The sequence below is a fragment of the Streptomyces sp. NPDC058195 genome (assembly GCF_042883525.1).
Classification (GTDB): domain Bacteria; phylum Actinomycetota; class Actinomycetes; order Streptomycetales; family Streptomycetaceae; genus Streptomyces.
In genome coordinates, this window is record NZ_JBHVVM010000053.1 from 1 (window position 1) to 18,110 (window position 18,110).

The window sequence follows — 18,110 nt, forward strand, 5'->3', positions numbered from 1 at the left end:
TGTCACCAGACAATGCCGTCTAGCTATTGGTCTAAACCACCCGGGATGGTACCCAGCATGACCAGCAACGAAAGTCCTTCCCTCTCCAATCTGCTTCGTGAGGAGCGGAGGTTCGCACCGCCTGCCGATCTGGCCGCGAACGCCAACGTCAAGGCGGAGGCGTACGAGCAGGCAGAGGCGGACCGGCTGGGCTTCTGGGCCGAGCAGGCCCGCCGCCTGACCTGGGCCACGGAGCCGACCGAGACGCTCGACTGGAGCAATCCGCCCTTCGCGAAGTGGTTCGCGGACGGCAAGCTCAACGTCGCGTACAACTGCGTGGACCGCCACGTCGAGGCCGGCAACGGCGACCGGGTGGCCATCCACTTCGAGGGTGAGCCCGGCGACAGCCGCGCCATCACCTACGCACAGCTGAAGGAAGAGGTCTCGCGGGCCGCCAACGCGCTCATCGAGCTCGGTGTCGGCAAGGGCGACCGGGTCGCGGTCTACCTCCCGATGATCCCCGAGGCCGCCATCGCGATGCTGGCCTGCGCCCGCATCGGGGCCGCGCACTCGGTGGTCTTCGGCGGCTTCTCCGCCGACGCCATCGCCGCCCGCATCCAGGACGCGGACGCCAAGGTCGTCATCACCGCCGACGGCGGCTACCGCCGTGGCAAGCCGTCCGCGCTGAAGCCCGCCGTGGACGACGCCGTGTCCCGTATCGACAGCGTCGAGCACGTCGTCGTGGTCCGGCGCACCGGCCAGGACACCGCGTGGACCGAGGGCCGGGACATCTGGTGGCACGAGATCACCGGCCGCCAGCCCGCCGAGCACACCCCCGAGGCCTTCGAGGCGGAGCAGCCGCTCTTCATCCTCTACACCTCCGGCACGACGGGTAAGCCGAAGGGCATCCTGCACACCTCCGGCGGCTACCTGACGCAGGCGGCGTACACCCACAACGCGGTCTTCGATCTCAAGCCGGAGACCGATGTCTTCTGGTGCACCGCCGACATCGGCTGGGTGACCGGCCACTCGTACATCGTCTACGGCCCGCTGGCCAACGGCGCGACGCAGGTCATGTACGAGGGCACGCCCGACTCCCCGCACCAGGGGCGTTTCTGGGAGATCGTGCAGAAGTACGGCGTCACGATCCTCTACACCGCGCCGACCGCGATCCGCACGTTCATGAAGTGGGGAGACGACATCCCCGCCAAGTTCGACCTGAGCAGCCTCCGGATTCTCGGTTCGGTCGGTGAGCCGATCAACCCCGAGGCCTGGATGTGGTACCGCAAGCACATCGGCGCCGACACGTGCCCGATCGTGGACACCTGGTGGCAGACCGAGACCGGCGCGATGATGATCTCGCCGCTGCCGGGTGTGACGGAGACCAAGCCGGGCAGCGCCCAGCGCGCCCTGCCCGGGATCGCGGCCACCGTCGTCGACGACGAGGCCAACGAGGTTCCGAACGGCGGGGGCGGCTACCTCGTCCTCACCGAGCCGTGGCCGTCGATGCTCCGCACCATCTGGGGCGACGACCAGCGCTTCATCGACACCTACTGGTCGCGCTTCGAGGGCAAGTACTTCGCCGGGGACGGCGCCAAGAAGGACGAGGACGGCGACATCTGGCTGCTCGGCCGGGTCGACGACGTGATGCTCGTGTCCGGGCACAACATCTCGACCACCGAGGTCGAGTCGGCGCTCGTCTCGCACCCCTCGGTCGCCGAGGCTGCCGTGGTCGGCGCCGCCGACGAGACGACCGGCCAGTCCATCGTCGCCTTCGTGATACTGCGTGGTTCGGCCGAGGCCTCCGACCAGCTCGTCGCCGACCTGCGCAACCACGTCGGCGCCACCCTCGGCCCGATTGCCAAGCCGAAGCGGGTCCTGCCGGTCGCCGAGCTGCCGAAGACCCGCTCCGGCAAGATCATGCGGCGTCTGCTGCGCGATGTCGCCGAGAACCGCGAGCTGGGCGATGTCACGACCCTCACCGACTCCTCGGTGATGGACCTCATCCAGAACCAGCTGCCGTCGTCCTCCTCCGAGGACTGAGAAGCCGCAAGGGCTGAAGGCTGCGCGGGCTGAAAGGCCGCGAGGGCGCTGACGAGTCCTCCCGAGGGGCATCCGGTAACACGCCGGATGCCCCTTGCGCGTTTCCCGGGTGCTTTCCGGGCCTTCCAAGCGAAGATCATCGGGTGTAGCCCCGCGCACCCCGGGTACAGTGAAAGACGCGTAAACAAGTCAATAAGAAAATCTCCACAGGGGTGCCGGGAAGTCTGGTCGGCAAGTGCATCAGCCATGCCATCGCTGCCGAACCGACCGACCCGGAGGTCCTCACCCGTGGCCGCGCCCACCCCCAGCCGCCGTACCTTTCTCGGCCGGCTCTCCCTTCCCGAGCGGAACTACCTCACCGACGCCCTGCGCACCGAGACCGTCGGCGGCGTCATCCTGCTCATCGCCGCGATAGCCGCTCTGGTGTGGGCGAACGCCTTCGGTTCCAGTTACTCCGCTGTCAGCGACTTCCACCTCGGGCCCGAGTCGCTGGGCCTCAACCTCTCCGTGGCGCACTGGGCGGCGGACGGGCTGCTCGCGATCTTCTTCTTCGTCGCGGGCGTCGAGCTCAAACGGGAACTGGTCGCGGGCGAGCTGCGCGACCCCAAGGCAGCGGCCCTCCCGGTCGTCGCCGCGCTGTGCGGAATGGCGGTCCCGGCCCTCGTCTACGTCGTGGTCAACGTGGTCGGCGGAGGCTCGACGGGCGGCTGGGCCGTACCCACCGCCACGGACATCGCCTTCGCGCTCGCTGTGCTCGCGGTCATCGGCACCTCGCTGCCGAACGCGCTGCGCGCCTTCCTGCTGACGCTCGCCGTCGTCGACGACCTCTTCGCGATCCTGATCATCGCGGTCTTCTTCACCGAACAGATCAACTTCATGGCGCTGGGCGGCGCCTTCGCCGGGCTGGCCGTCTTCTACCTGCTGCTGCGCATGAACGTGCGCGGCTGGTACGTCTACGTACCGCTCGCCCTGGTCATCTGGGGCCTGATGTACAACAGCGGCATCCACGCCACGATCGCCGGCGTCGCCATGGGCCTGATGCTCCGCTGCACCCGGCGCGAGGGCGAGGCCCACTCGCCCGGCGAGCGCATCGAGCATCTGGTCCGCCCGCTGTCGGCCGGCCTCGCCGTACCGCTGTTCGCGCTCTTCTCCGCCGGTGTCGCCCTCTCCGGCGGCGCGCTGGCGCACATCTTCACCCGCCCCGAGACGCTCGGGGTCGTTCTGGGCCTGGTCGTCGGCAAGACCGTCGGCATCTTCGGCGGTACGTGGCTGGCCGCCCGCTTCAGCAAGGCGGAGCTGAACAAGGACCTGGCCTGGGCAGACGTCTTCGCGGTCGCCACACTCGCGGGGATCGGTTTCACCGTCTCCCTGCTCATCGACGAGCTGGCCTTCGCCGGGGACCAGAACACGATCAACGAGGTCAAGGCCGCCGTACTGTTCGGTTCCCTGACGGCCGCCGTCCTCGCCACTGTGCTGCTCAAACTCCGCGTACGGAAGTACCGCACGCTGCACGAGGCGGAGGAGCTCGACGAGGACGCGGACGGGGTGCCCGACGTGTACGAGCAGGACGACCCGGAGTACCACCTGCGGATGGCCGCGATCCACGAGAAGAAGGCCGCGGAGCACCGACGCCTTGCCGAACTGGCGGGGGCAGCGAGCAGCAAGCCGGACAGTCCGGCATGATCTGACACCAGATGTGTTGGCAGGAGAGCAGAAGAGGGAGTCAGGGATGAGCGACCCCGGCAACAACGCGGGCCACGCCGACCGCAGTCTCGGGCAGCTGGTAGCCACGGCGACGGCCGAGATGTCCGCACTGGTGCACGACGAGATCGCCCTGGCCAAGGCCGAGGTACGACAGGACGTCAGGCGCGGGGTCACCGGCAGCGTGGTGATCATCGTCGCGGGTGTGCTCTTCCTGTTCGCGATCCCGGTACTGAGCTTCGCGGCGGCGTACGGAATCCACAATCTGGGGCTCGGGCTGGCCTGGTCGTTCCTGATCGTGGGAGGCGCCTTCATCATCCTGGGTCTGCTGTTCGCGCTGTTCGCCATCGCCAAGTTCAAGAAGGTCAAGCCGCCGGAGAAGTCCATCGCCTCGGCCAAGCAGACCGCGGCCGTGCTCCAGGGCGTCAAGCCGCACCCTCGGCCCGTCATCCCCGCCGGTACGCGCCGTCCGGCCGTCTCGGGCAGCACCCTGACGGGAACCGGCACGGAGAAGGCTCCGGTCCAGGACAAGCCCTCCGGTGTGGCACGCTCGTCTGCATGACGGTCCGCGATTCCAGCTCATCCGGCCCCGGCGCCTCGTCCGGCTCCGGCGGCCCCTCCGGCCCGGTCGGCTCCGGCGGGCCGGTGCGGATCGACGGGCCCTGGACCCACCGGGACGTGGCGGCCAACGGCGCCCGTTTCCACATCGCCGAGCTCGGCGAGGGGCCGCTGGTGCTGCTGCTGCACGGCTTCCCGCAGTTCTGGTGGACCTGGCGCCACCAGCTCACCGCGCTGGCCGACGCCGGTTTCCGGGCCGTGGCGATGGATCTGCGCGGGGTCGGCGGCAGCGACCGTACGCCCCGGGGCTACGACCCCGCCAACCTGGCACTCGACGTCACCGGCGTGATCCGCTCGCTCGGTGAGCCGGACGCGGCCCTGGTTGGCCATGATCTGGGCGGCTACCTCGCCTGGACGGCCGCCGTGATGCGCCCGAAGCTGGTGCGCCGCCTGGTGGTCTCGTCCATGCCGCACCCGCGCCGCTGGCGCTCCTCGATGCTCTCCGACCCCGCGCAGACCCGGGCCGGCTCGTACGTCTGGGGCTTCCAGCGCCCCTGGGTGCCGGAACGTCAGCTCGTCGCGGAGGACGGGGCCCTGGTCGGCCAGCTGATCCAGGACTGGGCCGGTCCCCGCACCCCGGACTTCCCCGACGACGCGACGCTGGACGCCTACCGGCGCGCGATGTGCATCCCGTCGACGGCGCACTGCTCGATCGAGCCGTACCGCTGGATGGTGCGCTCCCTCGCCCGGCCGGACGGAATCCAGTTCAACCGCCGGATGAAGCTGCCGGTGCGGGTACCGACACTGCACCTGCATGGCTCGCTCGACACGGCGGTCCGCACGCGCAGTTCGGCCGGTTCCGGCAAGTACGTCGAAGCGCCGTACCGATGGCGACTTTTCGACGGTCTGGGACACTTCCCGCACGAGGAGGACCCGATCGGCTTCTCCGCCGAACTCATCAGCTGGCTCAAGGATCCCGAGCCCGATCGGTAGCCGTACGCGTGCAGTTGTCCGGCGAACAGCCAATTGCCCGACGCATAGGCCAATTGGCTGACGGATGGGCGATTACCGACCATGAGGCACGGGCAGACGTCCCGGTATGGGCTGGACGCACGACTTCGGTGACGCAGCACGCAACCGCCGCTCGACCGCCACGGCTGGTCCGAGCACTCACGAGGGGGACGGCCCGCAGGGCCGGGTGCGCGAAATGCATGGTCTGCACGATCCCCAGCTGGGCATTCCGCGCATTCTGCGCCGTCGGGCCCGCTGGGTCTCGGCGCGATTGCGCCATCCACGCGGATAGCCTCCGCCCCGGTCGGCCGGTGAGGGCTCACCGGCCGGGCGGGGCGTCACCTCGGCGCTCTCCCCCGCCCCGGCGGGCGACGGTGCATCAGAGCGCGCATGCCTGGCTGTCGACCTGCTGGTTGGCGGACCGGCCGCGCTCGATGTCCTGGCGGATCTCGTCGGCCGTCAGCGCGTAGCCGGTGTCGGGGTCGTCGAGCGACTTGGCGAAGACGACACCGTACACATCGCCCTGCGGAGTCAGCAGCGGGCCGCCGGAGTTGCCCTGGCGGACCGTCGCGTAGAGGGAGTACACATCGCGGCGGACGGTGCTCCGGCGATAGATGTCCGGGCCCTTGGCGTCGATGCGGCCGCGTACGCGCGCGGCCCGTACGTCGTACGAGCCGTTCTCCGGGAAGCCCGCGACGATGGCGCTGTCGCCGCTGCGGGCGTCGTGGCCGGTGCTGGCGAACTTCAGCGGCTTCGCGTCGAGGTCCGGTACGTCGAGCACGGCGATGTCGCGGCGCCAGTCGTACAGGACGACCTTCGCGTCGTACAGCCGGCCCTGTCCGCCGATCTGGACGGTCGGCTCTTCGACGCCGCCGACGACATGGGCGTTGGTCATCACCCGGCGGTCGGAGAAGACGAATCCGGTGCCTTCGAGGACCTTGCCGCAGCTCGGCGCCGTACCGACGACCTTGACGATCGACTTCTGGGCGCGAGCCGCGACGGGGCTGCCGACCAGCGCCGGGTCCGGAGCCCGGACCTCGGTGATCGGCTCGTTGGCGAACGGGCTGAAGACCTGCGGGAAGCCGTTCTGCGCGAGGATCGAGGAGAAGTCCGTGAACCAGCTCGACGCCTGGTTGGGCATCACCCGGGAGACCCCGAGCAGAACCGATGAGCTGCGGACCTCCTTACCCAGCGTCGGCAGGGTCGTACCGGCCAGCGCGGAGCCGATCAGCCAGGCGACCAGCAGCATCGCTACGACGTTGACCAGGGCGCCACCGGTGGCGTCGAGGGCGCGCGCGGGCGACCAGGTGATGTGCCGACGCAGCTTGTTGCCGAGGTGCGTGGTGAACGCCTGGCCCACCGAGGCGCAGACGATCACGATGACGACGGCAACGATGGCGGCCGTCGACGAGACTTCGGAGCCGTTCGTCAGCTGGTCCCACAGGATCGGCAGCAGGTAGACGGCGACGAGACCGCCCCCCAGGAAGCCCATCACCGACAGGATGCCGACGACGAACCCCTGTCGGTAGCCGATGACCGCGAACCACACGGCGGCGGCCAGCAGCAGGATGTCCAGCACGTTCACCGTCTATAGCCTCGCAGATTCGTCACCGGGCCCGTTCCCCTTCGGCTGGGTCCGGGCGGGCCGGACAGCGCAGCACGGGTCAGCCTGTCATGCACGCCAGTCCAGCGGCACCTGCTTGGCCTGGTCCCAGGGCCGCTCCCAGCCCGCGAAGTGCAGGATGCGGTCGATCACCCCGGCCGTGAAACCCCACACCAGGGCGGATTCGACCAGGAACGCGGGGCCGCTGTGTCCGCTCGGATGAACCGCGGTCGCGCGGTTGGCCGGGTCCGTGAGATCCGCCACGGCAACGGTGAACACCCGGGCGGTCTCCCCCGGATCGACGACGCCGACCGGGCTCGGCGAGCGCCACCAGCCGAGGACCGGCGTCACGACGAAGCCACTCACCGGGATGTACAGCCGGGGCAGCACGCCGAAGACCTGGACCCCCCGCGGATCGAGGCCGGTCTCCTCCCTGGCCTCCCGCAACGCCGCTCTGAGCGGCCCGGTGGTCGCCTGGTCTCCGTCCTCCGGATCCAGGGAGCCTCCGGGGAAGGACGGCTGTCCGGCGTGCGAACGCAGACTGCCGGACCGCTCCATGAGCAGCAGTTCCGGACCGCGCTCCCCCTCGCCGAAGAGCACGAGCACGGCGGACTGCCGCCCGGCACCGCTCTCCGGCGGCAGGAAGCGGCTGAGCTGGTCGGGCTGGACCGTCCGCGCGGCGTGCGCGACGGGGTCGAGCCAGGACGGCAGCCCCTCGGCCGTGACCGCGATCGCGCCCTCGGAACCGGAACCGGCACCGGCACCGGCGGCGTTAGCGCGGTTGCCGACGGCACCGTCGGCGGCCGACTCCGCAGCTGTTCTCTGTTCATGCGTCTTCACAGGCACCCCTCGTCTCACAACGACTGTCGTCACGCTTTTCGTTCCGGCCGACCCAGCACCGGCCGGAACCGGACGCGCGGGACCGGGGCCCGTGCGTCAGCCGGCGCCGAGCGGCGGCGCGGGCTTGCCCGGGTAGTCGGCCGGCGGGCTGAGCCGCTGCCCCGGACGGCCGCCCATCTCGTACTTCAGCAGCTTCCGGGCCTTCTCGGGGTCCGTCTCGCCCTCGCCGTACGCGGGGCAGAGAGGGGCGATCGGGCAGGCGCCGCAGGCGGGATTGCGGGAGTGGCAGATGCGGCGGCCGTGGAAGACGACGCGGTGCGAAAGCATCGTCCACTCGCTCTTGGGGAAGATCGTGGCGATCTCGGCCTCGACCTTCTCCGGGTCCTCCTGTTCCGTCCACCGCCAGCGGCGGACCAGGCGGCCGAAGTGGGTGTCGACGGTGATCCCGGGGACACCGAAGGCATTGCCCAGCACGACGTTGGCGGTCTTGCGGCCGACCCCGGGGAGCGTGACGAGATCGTCGAGCCGGCCCGGCACCTCGCCCCCGAAGCGGTCCCTGAGCGCCACGGAGAGCCCTATCAGCGACTTGGTCTTGGCCCGGAAGAACCCGGTCGGCCGGATCAGCTCCTCCATCTCCTCCGGGACGGCCGCGGCCATGTCCTCGGGGGTGGGGTAGGCGGCGAAGAGCGCGGGGGTGGTCTGGTTGACCCTCAGGTCGGTGGTCTGGGCGGAGAGGACCGTGGCGACCAGGAGCTCGAAGGGATTCCGGAAGTCCAGCTCGGGGTGGGCGTACGGGTAGAGCTCGGCGAGCTCGCGGTTGATGCGGCGGGCCCGGCGCACCATCGCCAGCCGGGATTCCGGCTTCCGTCCGGCTCCGCTCCCGGCCCCGGTCCCGGTCCCGGCCTTGCCCCTGGCCGTTCCGGTTTTCGCCGTTCCGCTTTTGGCTGTTCCGCTTTGGGTCGTTCCCGTTCCGGTCGCTCCGGTTCCGGTCTTGGTCATCCCGGCCCCGGTCCCTCCGGCGGTCTTGGCGGCTCCTGCTCTCGCCGCTCTCCGCGGGTGAATCGAACCCTGTTCGCCCACAGCGGAATCACGTCCTCCCGACACCCCATCAGCCCCCTTGGCCTGCGCTCTCACCGGCGGTTTGGACACCCGGCCAGCCTAGAGCCACGCACTGACATCCGCCCCTGTCACCGTGCATCCGCCCCCGATCGGCCCCCTGCCGCACGGTTCGGCACGCCCGTGCGTCAAACTGGTTTGTGATTGATCGCACTGTTTTACCGTCCGGCATGATGGGGACCACGGTTCCCTGTACAGGCCGACAAGGAGAGAATTCGTGGACGACGTTCTGCGGCGCGCCCCGCTTTTCGCGGCGCTCGATGATGAGCAGGCCGCGGAGCTCCGCGCCTCGATGAGTGAGGTGACGCTCGCACGCGGTGACGCGCTCTTCCACGAGGGCGACCCGGGCGACCGCCTCTATGTGGTCACCGAGGGGAAGGTGAAGCTCCACCGCACCTCCCCCGACGGCCGCGAGAACATGCTGGCGGTCCTCGGCCCCGGCGAGCTGATCGGTGAGCTCTCGCTCTTCGACCCGGGCCCGCGCACCGCGACCGCCACCGCGCTGACCGAGGTCAAGCTCCTCGGCCTCGGCCACGGCGACCTCCAGCCCTGGCTGAACGCCCGCCCCGAGGTGGCAACGGCCCTGCTGCGCGCTGTCGCCCGCCGCCTGCGCAAGACCAACGACCAGATGTCCGACCTGGTCTTCTCCGACGTGCCGGGCCGAGTCGCCCGCGCCCTTCTCGACCTGTCGCGCCGCTTCGGCGTCCAGTCGGAGGAAGGCATTCACGTCGTCCACGACCTGACCCAGGAAGAGCTGGCCCAGTTGGTCGGCGCCTCCCGCGAGACGGTCAACAAGGCGCTCGCCGACTTCGCCGGACGCGGCTGGCTCCGCCTGGAGGCCCGCGCCGTGATCCTGCTGGACGTGGAGCGCCTGGCGAAGCGGTCCCGCTAGGACCCCGCCGGGCCTGTCAGGCCCCAGGGAGCGCCCCTGTCGCGTATGCCACGTACGCACCACGTGTCACGCAAGGCCCCGCCGGACGGCGGGGCCTCACGCGTCTTCCGGGCGGCTCACCGGCCCCGGACCGCCCACCGGCCCCGCGCACCACGTGCCCGGACCGGCCCGCGCCCGGAGCGGCACGTACGCAGCCCTGCCCGGAGCGGCGCGTACGCAGCCCCTGTCGGACCGGCCCGTGCTCAGACCAGCCCGTGCTCGCCCAGGTACTCCAGCTGTGCGAGCACCGAGAGCTGCGCCGCGGGCCACAGGGAACGGTCCACGTCCGCGTACACCTGCGCCACCACCTCCGGCGCCGTCCGGTACCCGGCCTCGACCGCCGACTCCACCTGGGCCAGCCGGTGGGCGCGGTGCGCGAGGTAGAACTCGATCGCGCCCTGCGCGTCGTCCAGCACCGGCCCGTGCCCCGGCAGCACCGTGTGCACACCGTCGTCGACGGTCAGCGAACGCAGCCGCCGCAACGAGTCGAGGTAGTCGCCGAGCCGCCCGTCCGGATGCGCGACGACCGTCGTGCCGCGCCCGAGGACGGTGTCCCCGGTCAGCACCGCCCGGTCGGCGGGCAGGTGGAAGGCGAGCGAGTCCGCGGTGTGGCCCGGGGTCGGCACCACCCGGAGTTCCAGACCGCCGGTGGTGATCACATCGCCCGCGGTCAGCCCCTCGTCGCCCAGCCGCAGCGCCGGATCCAGCGCGCGCACCTTCGTACGGGTCAGCTCGGCGAAGCGGGCCGCGCCCTCCGCGTGGTCGGGGTGCCCGTGGGTGAGCACGGTGAGCGCGATCCGGCGGCCGGACCGCCCGGCGGCGTCGATCACGGCCCTCAGGTGCCCCTCGTCCAGCGGGCCCGGGTCGATGACGACGGCCAGGTCGGAATCGGGCTCCGCGACGATCCAGGTGTTCGTGCCGTCCAGCGTCATCGGCGAGGCGTTGGGGGCGAGGACGTTGACGGTACGGCTGGTGGCGGGGCCGGACAGGACCCCGCCGCGCGGCTGCCCGGGAAGGGCCGCGGCCTCGCTCATCCGGCCTCACCGCCCGTGCCGCCACCCGGTATGTGCTTGGTGAACTCGTCGTGCCCCGGCCAGCTCAGCACCAGCTCGTCCCCCTCCAGCCTCGCCTGTGCCAGCACGGGGGCGAGGTCCTGGGACTCCGCCGCCTTCAGGGCCTCCGCGGCCGTCCCGTAGGGCCTCAGCGTCCGCAGCGTGGCCACGGTCGGCGGCATCATCAGCAGCTCGCCCCGGTCATAGCCGTCGGCAGCCTCGCCGGGCGCGATCCACACCGTGCGGTCGGCCTCCGTGGAGGCGTTGCGGGTGCGCTGGCCCTCGGGGAGCGCGGCGACGAAGAACCAGGTGTCGTAGCGGCGGGGCTCGAACTCGGGGGTGATCCAGCGCGCCCAGGCGCCCAGCAGGTCGGAGCGGAGCACCAGGCCCCGCCGGTCGAGGAACTCGGCGAAGGACAGCTCCCGGGCGACCAGCGCCTCCCGGTCGGCCTCCCAGTCGGCGCCCGTGGTGTCGCTGACCACCGTGTCGGCGCTCGGCCCGGCGAGCAGGACGCCCGCCTCCTCGTACGTCTCGCGGACCGCCGCGCACACGATGGCCTGGGCCTCGGCCGGGGTCGCGACGCCCAGCCGCTCCGCCCAGCTCTCCAGCGCGGGTCCGGCCCAGCTCACCAGCCGGTCGTCGTCGCGCGGGTCGACCCCGCCACCCGGATAGGCGTACGCGCCTCCGGCGAAGGCCATGGAGGTGCGACGGCGCAGCATGTGGACGGCGGGGCCGTTCCCGGTGCCGGCGGCGGAGTCCCGGAGCAGCATCACGGTGGCGGCCCGCTTCGGGGTTCCGGGCCTCAGCTCACCTGCGGCAAGTGCCCGGATCCGGTCGGGCCATTCCGGTGGGTACCACTGACCATTGGACATGGCCGGAGGCTATCCGGAACCGCGCCGATGTTCGAGAGGTGCACACATTCGCGCACGGGTGCGAAGGGCGCGTCGCACGCGCCGCACGCACCCGTGCGCGACGGCCACGACGCGCGTACGCACGATCCCGCCCGGTCGCCATGACCGGACGGGATCGAAAAGCATCGGAAAGCGTTTGAAAGCGGTAGAAAATGCAGCCCAGGATCAGGCTTCGGTCAGCTCGACCTGGATCTCGACCTCGACCGGCGCATCCAGCGGCAGCACCGCGACGCCCACCGCGCTCCGCGCGTGCACGCCCCTCTCGCCGAGCACCTGGCCCAGCAGCTCACTGGCGCCGTTGATCACGGCGGGCTGACCGGTGAAGTCGGAAGCCGAGGCGACGAAGCCCACGACCTTCACCACCCGGGCGATCCGGTCCAGATCGCCCGCGACGGACTTCACGGCGGCCAGCGCGTTGAGCGCGCAGGTCCGCGCCAGGTCCTTGGCCTCGTCGGGCGTGACCTCGGCACCGACCTTGCCGGTGACCGCCAGCTTGCCGTCCACCATCGGCAACTGGCCCGAGGTGTACACATACACCCCGGACCGCACGGCCGGCTGGTACGAGGCCAGCGGCGGCACCACGTCCGGGAGCTTCAGCCCGAGCTCGGCGAGCTGCGCCTCGACCGCGCCCGCCATTACGCCTTCTCCCGCTTCAGGTAGGCCACGAGCTGCTCGGGGTTGTTCGGGCCGGGAACGACCTGGACCAGCTCCCAGCCGTCCTCGCCCCAGGTGTCCAGAATCTGCTTGGTCGCGTGCACGAGAAGGGGCACGGTCGCGTATTCCCACTTGGTCATGGCCCGACTGTAATACCTGGCACGCACGGCCTCGTGCGTAGCGTGCGGCACGACTGGTTAGGCTCGAATACGTGAGCAGGTTCCAGGTCGTCAGTGGCAAGGGCGGTACCGGTAAGACCACGGTCGCCGCCGCCCTCGCGCTTGCCCTCGCGACCGAGGGCAAGCGCACTCTTCTCGTGGAGGTCGAGGGCAGGCAGGGCATCGCCCAGCTCTTCGAGACAGAGCCCCTTCCGTACGAGGAGCGCAAGATCGCCGTCGCGCCGGGCGGCGGCGAGGTGTACGCCCTCGCGATCGACGCCGAGCGCGCCCTGCTCGACTACCTCCAGATGTTCTACAAGCTGGGCGGCGCGGGCCGGGCGCTCAAGAAGCTCGGCGCGATCGACTTCGCCACCACGATCGCGCCCGGCGTGCGGGACGTGCTGCTGACCGGCAAGGCCTGCGAAGCCGTGCGCCGCAAGGACAAGCAGAACCGGTACGTCTACGACCACGTGATCATGGACGCACCGCCCACCGGGCGCGTCACCCGCTTCCTCAACGTGAACGACGAGGTGGCCGGGCTGGCCCGGATCGGACCGATACACAACCAGGCCCAGGCCGTGATGCGCGTGCTGAAGTCCCCCGAGACCGCCGTCCACCTGGTGACGCTCCTGGAGGAGATGCCGGTCCAGGAGACCGCCGACGGCATCGCCGAACTGCGCGCCGCCGAACTGCCGGTGGGCCGGGTCATCGTGAACATGGTGCGGCCCCATCTGCTGGACGAGGACACCCTGCGCACCGCCGCGGGCGGCCGCCGCAAGGAGATCGCCAAGGCGCTGACCCGGGCCGGGGTGACCGGCTCCGCCGCGCTCGTACGCCCGCTGGTCGAGCAGGCCGCCGAGCATGCCCAGCGCGTCGGGCTGGAACGCGAACAACGCGCCGTACTCGCGGAGCTGGGGCTGCCCGAGTACGAACTCCCGCTGATCGGGGAGGGGATGGACCCGGCCGGTCTCTACGAACTGGCGATCGAGCTCCGCAAACAAGGTGTGGTCGACGAAGCGGCACAGGCGGTGGACGCATGACCAGGGCGCAGCACGTGGACAAGAACCAGGGCGAGGACACCGCCGCCTCCGATCCCAGCCCCGCTCCCGCTCTCATCCTGGACACCGACGCGCTGCTCGACGACCCGGACATCCGGATCGTCGTCTGCTGCGGCTCGGGCGGAGTCGGCAAGACCACGACCGCCGCGGCCCTCGGCGTACGGGCCGCCGAACGCGGCCGGAAGGTCGTCGTCCTCACCATCGACCCGGCCCGCAGGCTCGCCCAGTCCATGGGCATCGACTCGCTGGACAACGTCCCGCGCCGGGTGCCGGGCATCGAGGACACCGGCGAGGGCGCCGGAGAGCTCCACGCCATGATGCTCGACATGAAGCGCACCTTCGACGAGATCGTCGAGGCGCACGCGGACGCCGACCGGGCTCGCGCGATCCTGGAGAACCCCTTCTACCAGTCCCTGTCGGCCGGCTTCGCGGGCACCCAGGAATACATGGCGATGGAGAAGCTCGGGCAGTTGCGCGCGCGCAACGAGTGGGACCTGATCATCGTCGACACCCCTCCGTCGCGCTCCGCGCTGGACTTCCTGGACGCGCCGAAGCGGCTGGGCTCGTTCCTCGACGGGAAGTTCATCAAGCTGCTGATGGCACCGGCGAAGATGGGCGGCCGGGCCGGGATGAAGTTCCTGAACGTCGGGATGTCGATGATGACGGGCACCCTGGGCAAGCTGCTCGGCGGGCAGTTCCTGCGTGACGTGCAGACCTTCGTCGCGGCGATGGACACCATGTTCGGCGGATTCCGTACCCGGGCCGATGCCACGTACCGGCTGCTCCAGGCTCCTGGTACGGCGTTCCTGGTCGTCGCGACGCCGGAACGGGACGCGCTGCGCGAGGCGGCGTACTTCGTGGAACGGCTGGCCGCGGAGGAGATGCCGCTGGCCGGTCTGGTGCTCAACCGGGTCCAGGGCAGCGATGCCGCCCGGCTCTCCGCCGAGCAGGCCCTCGCCGCCGCAGAAAATCTTGACGGAGTCGGCATTGTGGATCAGGCGGCCGGGAAGGCTGGACTTCGTGACCGGGGTGATCGGTCGGCCCACTCCCCCGAAGCAGCCGTCGCCCCCGCAGTCACGCCCGAGCCCCCCGAGCGCGCGAACACCAAGAACCGCAAGCATGCCGCGAACAGCAAGCACGCCGAGATCACAGAGAGCGTCGAATCCACAGAGAACGCAGAGGCCGCGGAAGACCCACAGGGCGCAGAGGCCGCAGAGCACACAAAGACCATGGAGAGCATCGAGGAACTGACCGCGGGCCTGCTGCGCCTGCATGCCGAACGCATGCAGGTGGTCGCGCGCGAGCAGCGCACACGTGACCGCTTCACCGCGCTGCACCCGGAGGTCGCGGTGGTCCACGTCGCCGCGCTGCCTGGTGATGTACACGACCTGGAAGGGCTCCGGGCCGTAGGTGACCGGCTCGCGACCGGATCCGCTTCCGCGCCGGCCGGAGCTGTGTAGCCGCTCGTTCGCCCTATCCCACCGCGGCGTACCTCGCGTGCAGTTCGTCGTCGTCCAGCCCGATCGCCACGGGCAGGATGCCCGTCGACTGCTCGTACTCGCTGCGCGCGGTCTCCAGCAGCCGACGCCAGGACGTGACCGTGGGACGTCTGCGCAGCAGTGCGCGACGCTCCCGCTCGGTCATCCCGCCCCACACGCCGAATTCGACGCGATTGTCCAGCGCATCGGCCAGGCACTCGGTCCGCACCGGGCATCCGGTGCACACCGCCTTGGCCCTGTTCTGCGCTGCCCCTTGTACGAACAGTTCATCCGGATCGGTAGTGCGGCAGGCTGCCTGCGCACTCCAGTCGGTTACCCAGCCCATCACGGCGCCGTCCTCTCCCGAATCGAGGCTCCCCCACGGCGGCAGCGGCATATTCACCGCTGCCAGTTGAGGACGTTACGGAAGGTGGCGACAGCACAACACCCCCTTCGGGCCCAATCTTGAATGGCCCGAACGGACTATGCGTATACGGCAGATCACCCAGAGGAGTGAGGCGAGGGCATATAAGAACATCACAGTCGAACCGGGACGGTTCTCCCGGTTCACAACGGGCATTCGATGACACACAAGGCGAATTCGGGTGCGCCTTGGTTCGTGGCCGGGTTGTGCACGGGGGTTGATGCGGGACCGGACTGCTGTGACAGTTGGGAGCAGCTTAGGCCAAGGCATATACGTGTGTCCGGCGAATGAGAACGTAGGCTGCCCCCATGCCAAAGAAGCGCTCGGGCGGGGGTCTCTCGACGACCCAGCAGGCCGCCAAGTTCCTCGGTGTCGCCGCACTCTCCGGAGTCGTTCTCGCGGGCATCGCGCTGCCGGCCGCCGGAGCACTGGGTCTCGCGACCAAGGGGACGGTCGAGGGATTCGACGAAATCCCCTCCAACCTCAAGACTCCGCCGCTGAGCCAGCGCACCACGATCCTGGACAGCAAGGGCGGCCTCATCGCCTCGGTGTACTCGCGTGACCGCAAGGTGGTCCCGCTGAAGGACATCTCGCCGTACATGCAGCAGGCGATCGTCGCGATCGAGGACGCCCGTTTCTACAAGCACGGGGCCGTGGACCTCAAGGGCATCCTGCGCGCGATGAACCGCAACGTGCAGTCGGGCGGCACCGCGCAGGGCGCGTCGACACTGACCCAGCAGTACGTGAAGAACGTCTTCGTCGAGGAGGCGGGCGACGACCCCGACAAGGTCGCCCAGGCCACCCAGCAGACGATGGGCCGCAAGATCCAGGAACTGAAGTACGCGATCCAGGTCGAGGAGGAGCTCGGCAAGAAGAAGATCCTGGAGAACTACCTCAACATCACCTTCTTCGGGCAGCAGGCCTACGGGATCGAGGCCGCTTCCCAGCGCTACTTCTCCAAGTCGGCCAAGGACCTGACGCTGGAGGAGTCCGCACTGCTGGCCGGTGTGGTGCAGTCGCCGAGCCGGTTCGACCCGGTCAATGACGCGGCCGAGGCCACCAAGCGCCGCAACATCGTGCTCCAGCGCATGGCCGATGTCGGGAACGTCTCGCAGAAGGCCGCCGACAAGGCGAAGGCGGCCCCGATCAAGCTGCGGGTCAAGAAGCCGAAGAACGGCTGCATCACCGCGACCAGCGGCGCCGGCTTCTTCTGTGACTACGTACGCCATGTCTTCCTCACCGACCCGGTCTACGGCAAGACCAAGGAGGACCGGGCCAAGCTCTGGAACCGGGGCGGTCTGACGATCCGGACCACGCTCGACCCGCAGTCCCAGCAGTCGGTGCAGAACTCGATCGCCCAGCACGTCTACAAGTCGGACAAGGTCGCGACGGCCGTGACCCTGGTACAGCCGGGCACCGGCCGGATCATGGGCATGGGCCAGTCCAAGCCGTACGGCTTCGGGAACAACGAGACCCAGTACAACTACTCGGTCAACAAGGACATGGGCGGTTCGAACTACGGCTTCCCGAGCGGTTCGACGTTCAAGCCGTTCGTCGCGGCAGCCGCCATCGAGCGCGGACGGCCCGCCACGCAGGTCTACTCCTCGCCGTACGAGATGCCCTACCCGACGGTGCAGACCTGCGACAAGCCGTACGTGAACACGAACGGCGAGTCGGTGCCGAACGAGGACGAGTCGGAGCGTGGCCCGTACGCGCTGAAGGAGGCGATGGCGAAGTCCGTCAACACCTACTTCATCCAGATGGTGCAGGACATCGGCCTCTGCCCCGTGACGCAGCTGACCGACAAGCTCGGCGTGATCCAGGGCAACGGCGCGAAGCTGCCGCAGACCCCGGCCATCGCGCTCGGCACGGAGGGGATGTCCCCGCTGACGATGGCCAGCGCGTACGCCACCTTCGCCAACCGCGGCACGTACTGCACGCCGGTCGCCATCATGTCGGTCAGCAAGGCGAACGGCCGCGCGCTCCCGGTCCCCAAGACCTCCTGCTCGCAGGCCATGTCCCCGACGACCGCCGACACGGTCAACACGCTGCTGCGCGGCGTGATCGACTCCGGTACGGGTAAGCAGGCCGGGCTCCAGAGCCGCGACAGCGCGGGCAAGACCGGTACCACCGACTTCCGCAAGAACGCCTGGTTCGTCGGCTACACGCCGAACATGTCCGGCGCCGTCTGGGTCGGCAGCCCGACCCAGGGCGTCCGGATGGAGAACATCACCATCGGCGGCGTCTACCAGGCGAAGGTGTACGGCGGGCAGGTCCCCGGACCGATCTGGCGCGACGCGATGACGGGCGCCCTCAGCGGGGTGGCCGCCCCGCCCTTCAACACGGTGAACATCCCGGACCCGCAGAAGAGCGACCCGGACAAGGGCAAGGACAAGGGCCGCGACCACGGCCGGCCCGGTGACGGGGGCAGCAAGCCCGACAACGGGAACCCGTTCCCCGGCATCACCATCCCGCCGAACCTGAACGGCGGCAACGGCAACAACGGCGGCGACCACCGCGACCGGAACGACGACGGCACCCAGGGCCCCTGAGCGACACGGCCCGCGGCGCAGGACAAAGACGGGGGTGGGGC

At 70.0% G+C, this 18,110-nt stretch carries 17 protein-coding genes; 9 read left to right on the plus strand and 8 right to left on the minus strand.

What is annotated here, in order from left to right:
* Nucleotides 1-57 precede the first annotated feature (57 nt).
* The 5 genes from acs to ACFVWY_RS34805 all read left to right on the plus strand — a co-directional run bounded on the left by acs (nucleotide 58) and on the right by ACFVWY_RS34805 (nucleotide 5,584).
* A complete protein-coding gene (acs, locus tag ACFVWY_RS34785; RefSeq protein ID WP_389878940.1) occupies nucleotides 58-2,022 on the plus strand; it encodes an acetate--CoA ligase in 1,965 nt (654 codons plus the stop codon).
* Between the two features lie 246 nt (nucleotides 2,023-2,268).
* Nucleotides 2,269-3,705 (plus strand): Na+/H+ antiporter NhaA, encoded by a 1,437-nt coding sequence (gene nhaA / locus ACFVWY_RS34790; RefSeq protein ID WP_389878941.1) that lies wholly within the window; start codon nucleotides 2,269-2,271, stop codon nucleotides 3,703-3,705.
* A gap of 46 nt (nucleotides 3,706-3,751) precedes the next feature.
* Complete coding sequence (locus ACFVWY_RS34795; protein WP_389878942.1) at nucleotides 3,752-4,285, plus strand: phage holin family protein; 534 nt, start codon at nucleotides 3,752-3,754, stop codon at nucleotides 4,283-4,285.
* The gene (locus ACFVWY_RS34800) at nucleotides 4,282-5,274 is read left to right on the plus strand and encodes an alpha/beta fold hydrolase (protein ID WP_389878943.1); all 993 of its coding nucleotides are present in this window, start codon (nucleotides 4,282-4,284) and stop codon (nucleotides 5,272-5,274) included. Before ACFVWY_RS34795 ends, ACFVWY_RS34800 begins: the two co-directional genes overlap by 4 nt.
* 106 nt (nucleotides 5,275-5,380) lie before the next feature.
* Entirely contained in the window at nucleotides 5,381-5,584 is a 204-nt protein-coding gene (locus tag ACFVWY_RS34805; protein ID WP_389878944.1) for a hypothetical protein, read from the plus strand.
* 87 nt (nucleotides 5,585-5,671) lie between these two features.
* Here ACFVWY_RS34805 and ACFVWY_RS34810 read toward each other — a convergent pair whose 3' ends face one another.
* From ACFVWY_RS34810 to nth, 3 genes are all read right to left on the minus strand, one after another.
* The gene (locus ACFVWY_RS34810) at nucleotides 5,672-6,877 is read right to left on the minus strand and encodes a MarP family serine protease (RefSeq protein WP_389878945.1); all 1,206 of its coding nucleotides are present in this window, start codon (nucleotides 6,875-6,877) and stop codon (nucleotides 5,672-5,674) included.
* An 87-nt stretch (nucleotides 6,878-6,964) separates the two neighbouring features.
* Nucleotides 6,965-7,627 carry an NUDIX hydrolase gene (locus ACFVWY_RS34815; protein ID WP_389878953.1) on the minus strand — a complete coding sequence of 221 codons (663 nt, stop codon included), beginning with the start codon at nucleotides 7,625-7,627 and terminating at the stop codon, nucleotides 6,965-6,967.
* Nucleotides 7,628-7,831: 204 nt separating this feature from the next.
* Nucleotides 7,832-8,734, minus strand: a complete 903-nt coding sequence (nth, locus tag ACFVWY_RS34820; RefSeq protein ID WP_389878946.1) for an endonuclease III — start codon at nucleotides 8,732-8,734, stop codon at nucleotides 7,832-7,834.
* 334 nt (nucleotides 8,735-9,068) lie between these two features.
* On the opposite strand from nth, the gene ACFVWY_RS34825 reads away from it, so the two are divergent.
* The gene (locus tag ACFVWY_RS34825; RefSeq protein WP_014046869.1) at nucleotides 9,069-9,743 is read left to right on the plus strand and encodes a Crp/Fnr family transcriptional regulator; all 675 of its coding nucleotides are present in this window, start codon (nucleotides 9,069-9,071) and stop codon (nucleotides 9,741-9,743) included.
* A 242-nt stretch (nucleotides 9,744-9,985) separates the two neighbouring features.
* On the opposite strand, the gene ACFVWY_RS34830 is transcribed toward ACFVWY_RS34825, so the two are convergent.
* The 4 genes from ACFVWY_RS34830 to ACFVWY_RS34845 form a co-directional block, all read right to left on the minus strand.
* Complete coding sequence (locus tag ACFVWY_RS34830) at nucleotides 9,986-10,816, minus strand: MBL fold metallo-hydrolase (RefSeq protein WP_389878947.1); 831 nt, start codon at nucleotides 10,814-10,816, stop codon at nucleotides 9,986-9,988.
* Complete coding sequence (locus ACFVWY_RS34835) at nucleotides 10,813-11,706, minus strand: NUDIX hydrolase (RefSeq protein ID WP_389878948.1); 894 nt, start codon at nucleotides 11,704-11,706, stop codon at nucleotides 10,813-10,815. Before ACFVWY_RS34835 ends, ACFVWY_RS34830 begins: the two co-directional genes overlap by 4 nt.
* A gap of 204 nt (nucleotides 11,707-11,910) precedes the next feature.
* On the minus strand, nucleotides 11,911-12,381 hold the full coding sequence (locus ACFVWY_RS34840) for a RidA family protein (protein ID WP_389878949.1): 471 nt from the start codon (nucleotides 12,379-12,381) through the stop codon (nucleotides 11,911-11,913).
* On the minus strand, nucleotides 12,381-12,539 hold the full coding sequence (locus ACFVWY_RS34845) for a DUF4177 domain-containing protein (protein WP_003967454.1): 159 nt from the start codon (nucleotides 12,537-12,539) through the stop codon (nucleotides 12,381-12,383). Before ACFVWY_RS34845 ends, ACFVWY_RS34840 begins: the two co-directional genes overlap by 1 nt.
* A 71-nt stretch (nucleotides 12,540-12,610) precedes the next feature.
* Here ACFVWY_RS34845 and ACFVWY_RS34850 point away from each other — a divergent pair, with 71 nt between their 5' ends.
* Together ACFVWY_RS34850 and ACFVWY_RS34855 are read left to right on the plus strand one after the other, a co-directional pair.
* Nucleotides 12,611-13,597 carry an ArsA family ATPase gene (locus ACFVWY_RS34850; RefSeq protein WP_389878950.1) on the plus strand — a complete coding sequence of 329 codons (987 nt, stop codon included), beginning with the start codon at nucleotides 12,611-12,613 and terminating at the stop codon, nucleotides 13,595-13,597.
* Nucleotides 13,594-15,075 (plus strand): ArsA family ATPase, encoded by a 1,482-nt coding sequence (locus ACFVWY_RS34855; protein WP_389878951.1) that lies wholly within the window; start codon nucleotides 13,594-13,596, stop codon nucleotides 15,073-15,075. The genes ACFVWY_RS34850 and ACFVWY_RS34855 overlap by 4 nt, the downstream gene beginning before the upstream one ends.
* 13 nt (nucleotides 15,076-15,088) lie before the next feature.
* Here ACFVWY_RS34855 and ACFVWY_RS34860 read toward each other — a convergent pair whose 3' ends face one another.
* Nucleotides 15,089-15,439 carry a WhiB family transcriptional regulator gene (locus tag ACFVWY_RS34860; protein WP_366299087.1) on the minus strand — a complete coding sequence of 117 codons (351 nt, stop codon included), beginning with the start codon at nucleotides 15,437-15,439 and terminating at the stop codon, nucleotides 15,089-15,091.
* Nucleotides 15,440-15,825: 386 nt separating this feature from the next.
* Between ACFVWY_RS34860 and ACFVWY_RS34865 the strand changes: the two genes are divergently transcribed.
* Complete coding sequence (locus tag ACFVWY_RS34865; RefSeq protein WP_389878952.1) at nucleotides 15,826-18,069, plus strand: transglycosylase domain-containing protein; 2,244 nt, start codon at nucleotides 15,826-15,828, stop codon at nucleotides 18,067-18,069.
* Nucleotides 18,070-18,110 lie beyond the last annotated feature (41 nt).

Bases quoted from the DNA above. Each gene is read 5' to 3' on its own strand.
- ACFVWY_RS34855 (WP_389878951.1), top strand. From the start codon at position 13,594: ATGACCAGGGCGCAGCACGTGGACAAGAACCAGGGCGAGGACACCGCC.
- ACFVWY_RS34860 (WP_366299087.1), bottom strand. From the start codon at position 15,439: ATGGGCTGGGTAACCGACTGGAGTGCGCAGGCAGCCTGCCGCACTACC.
- ACFVWY_RS34835 (WP_389878948.1), bottom strand. From the start codon at position 11,706: ATGTCCAATGGTCAGTGGTACCCACCGGAATGGCCCGACCGGATCCGG.
- ACFVWY_RS34805 (WP_389878944.1), top strand. From the start codon at position 5,381: ATGGGCTGGACGCACGACTTCGGTGACGCAGCACGCAACCGCCGCTCG.
- ACFVWY_RS34800 (WP_389878943.1), top strand. From the start codon at position 4,282: ATGACGGTCCGCGATTCCAGCTCATCCGGCCCCGGCGCCTCGTCCGGC.
- ACFVWY_RS34865 (WP_389878952.1), top strand. From the start codon at position 15,826: ATGCCAAAGAAGCGCTCGGGCGGGGGTCTCTCGACGACCCAGCAGGCC.
- acs (WP_389878940.1), top strand. From the start codon at position 58: ATGACCAGCAACGAAAGTCCTTCCCTCTCCAATCTGCTTCGTGAGGAG.
- nhaA (WP_389878941.1), top strand. From the start codon at position 2,269: ATGCCATCGCTGCCGAACCGACCGACCCGGAGGTCCTCACCCGTGGCC.
- ACFVWY_RS34840 (WP_389878949.1), bottom strand. From the start codon at position 12,381: ATGGCGGGCGCGGTCGAGGCGCAGCTCGCCGAGCTCGGGCTGAAGCTC.
- ACFVWY_RS34845 (WP_003967454.1), bottom strand. From the start codon at position 12,539: ATGACCAAGTGGGAATACGCGACCGTGCCCCTTCTCGTGCACGCGACC.
- nth (WP_389878946.1), bottom strand. From the start codon at position 8,734: ATGACCAAGACCGGAACCGGAGCGACCGGAACGGGAACGACCCAAAGC.
- ACFVWY_RS34830 (WP_389878947.1), bottom strand. From the start codon at position 10,816: ATGAGCGAGGCCGCGGCCCTTCCCGGGCAGCCGCGCGGCGGGGTCCTG.
- ACFVWY_RS34795 (WP_389878942.1), top strand. From the start codon at position 3,752: ATGAGCGACCCCGGCAACAACGCGGGCCACGCCGACCGCAGTCTCGGG.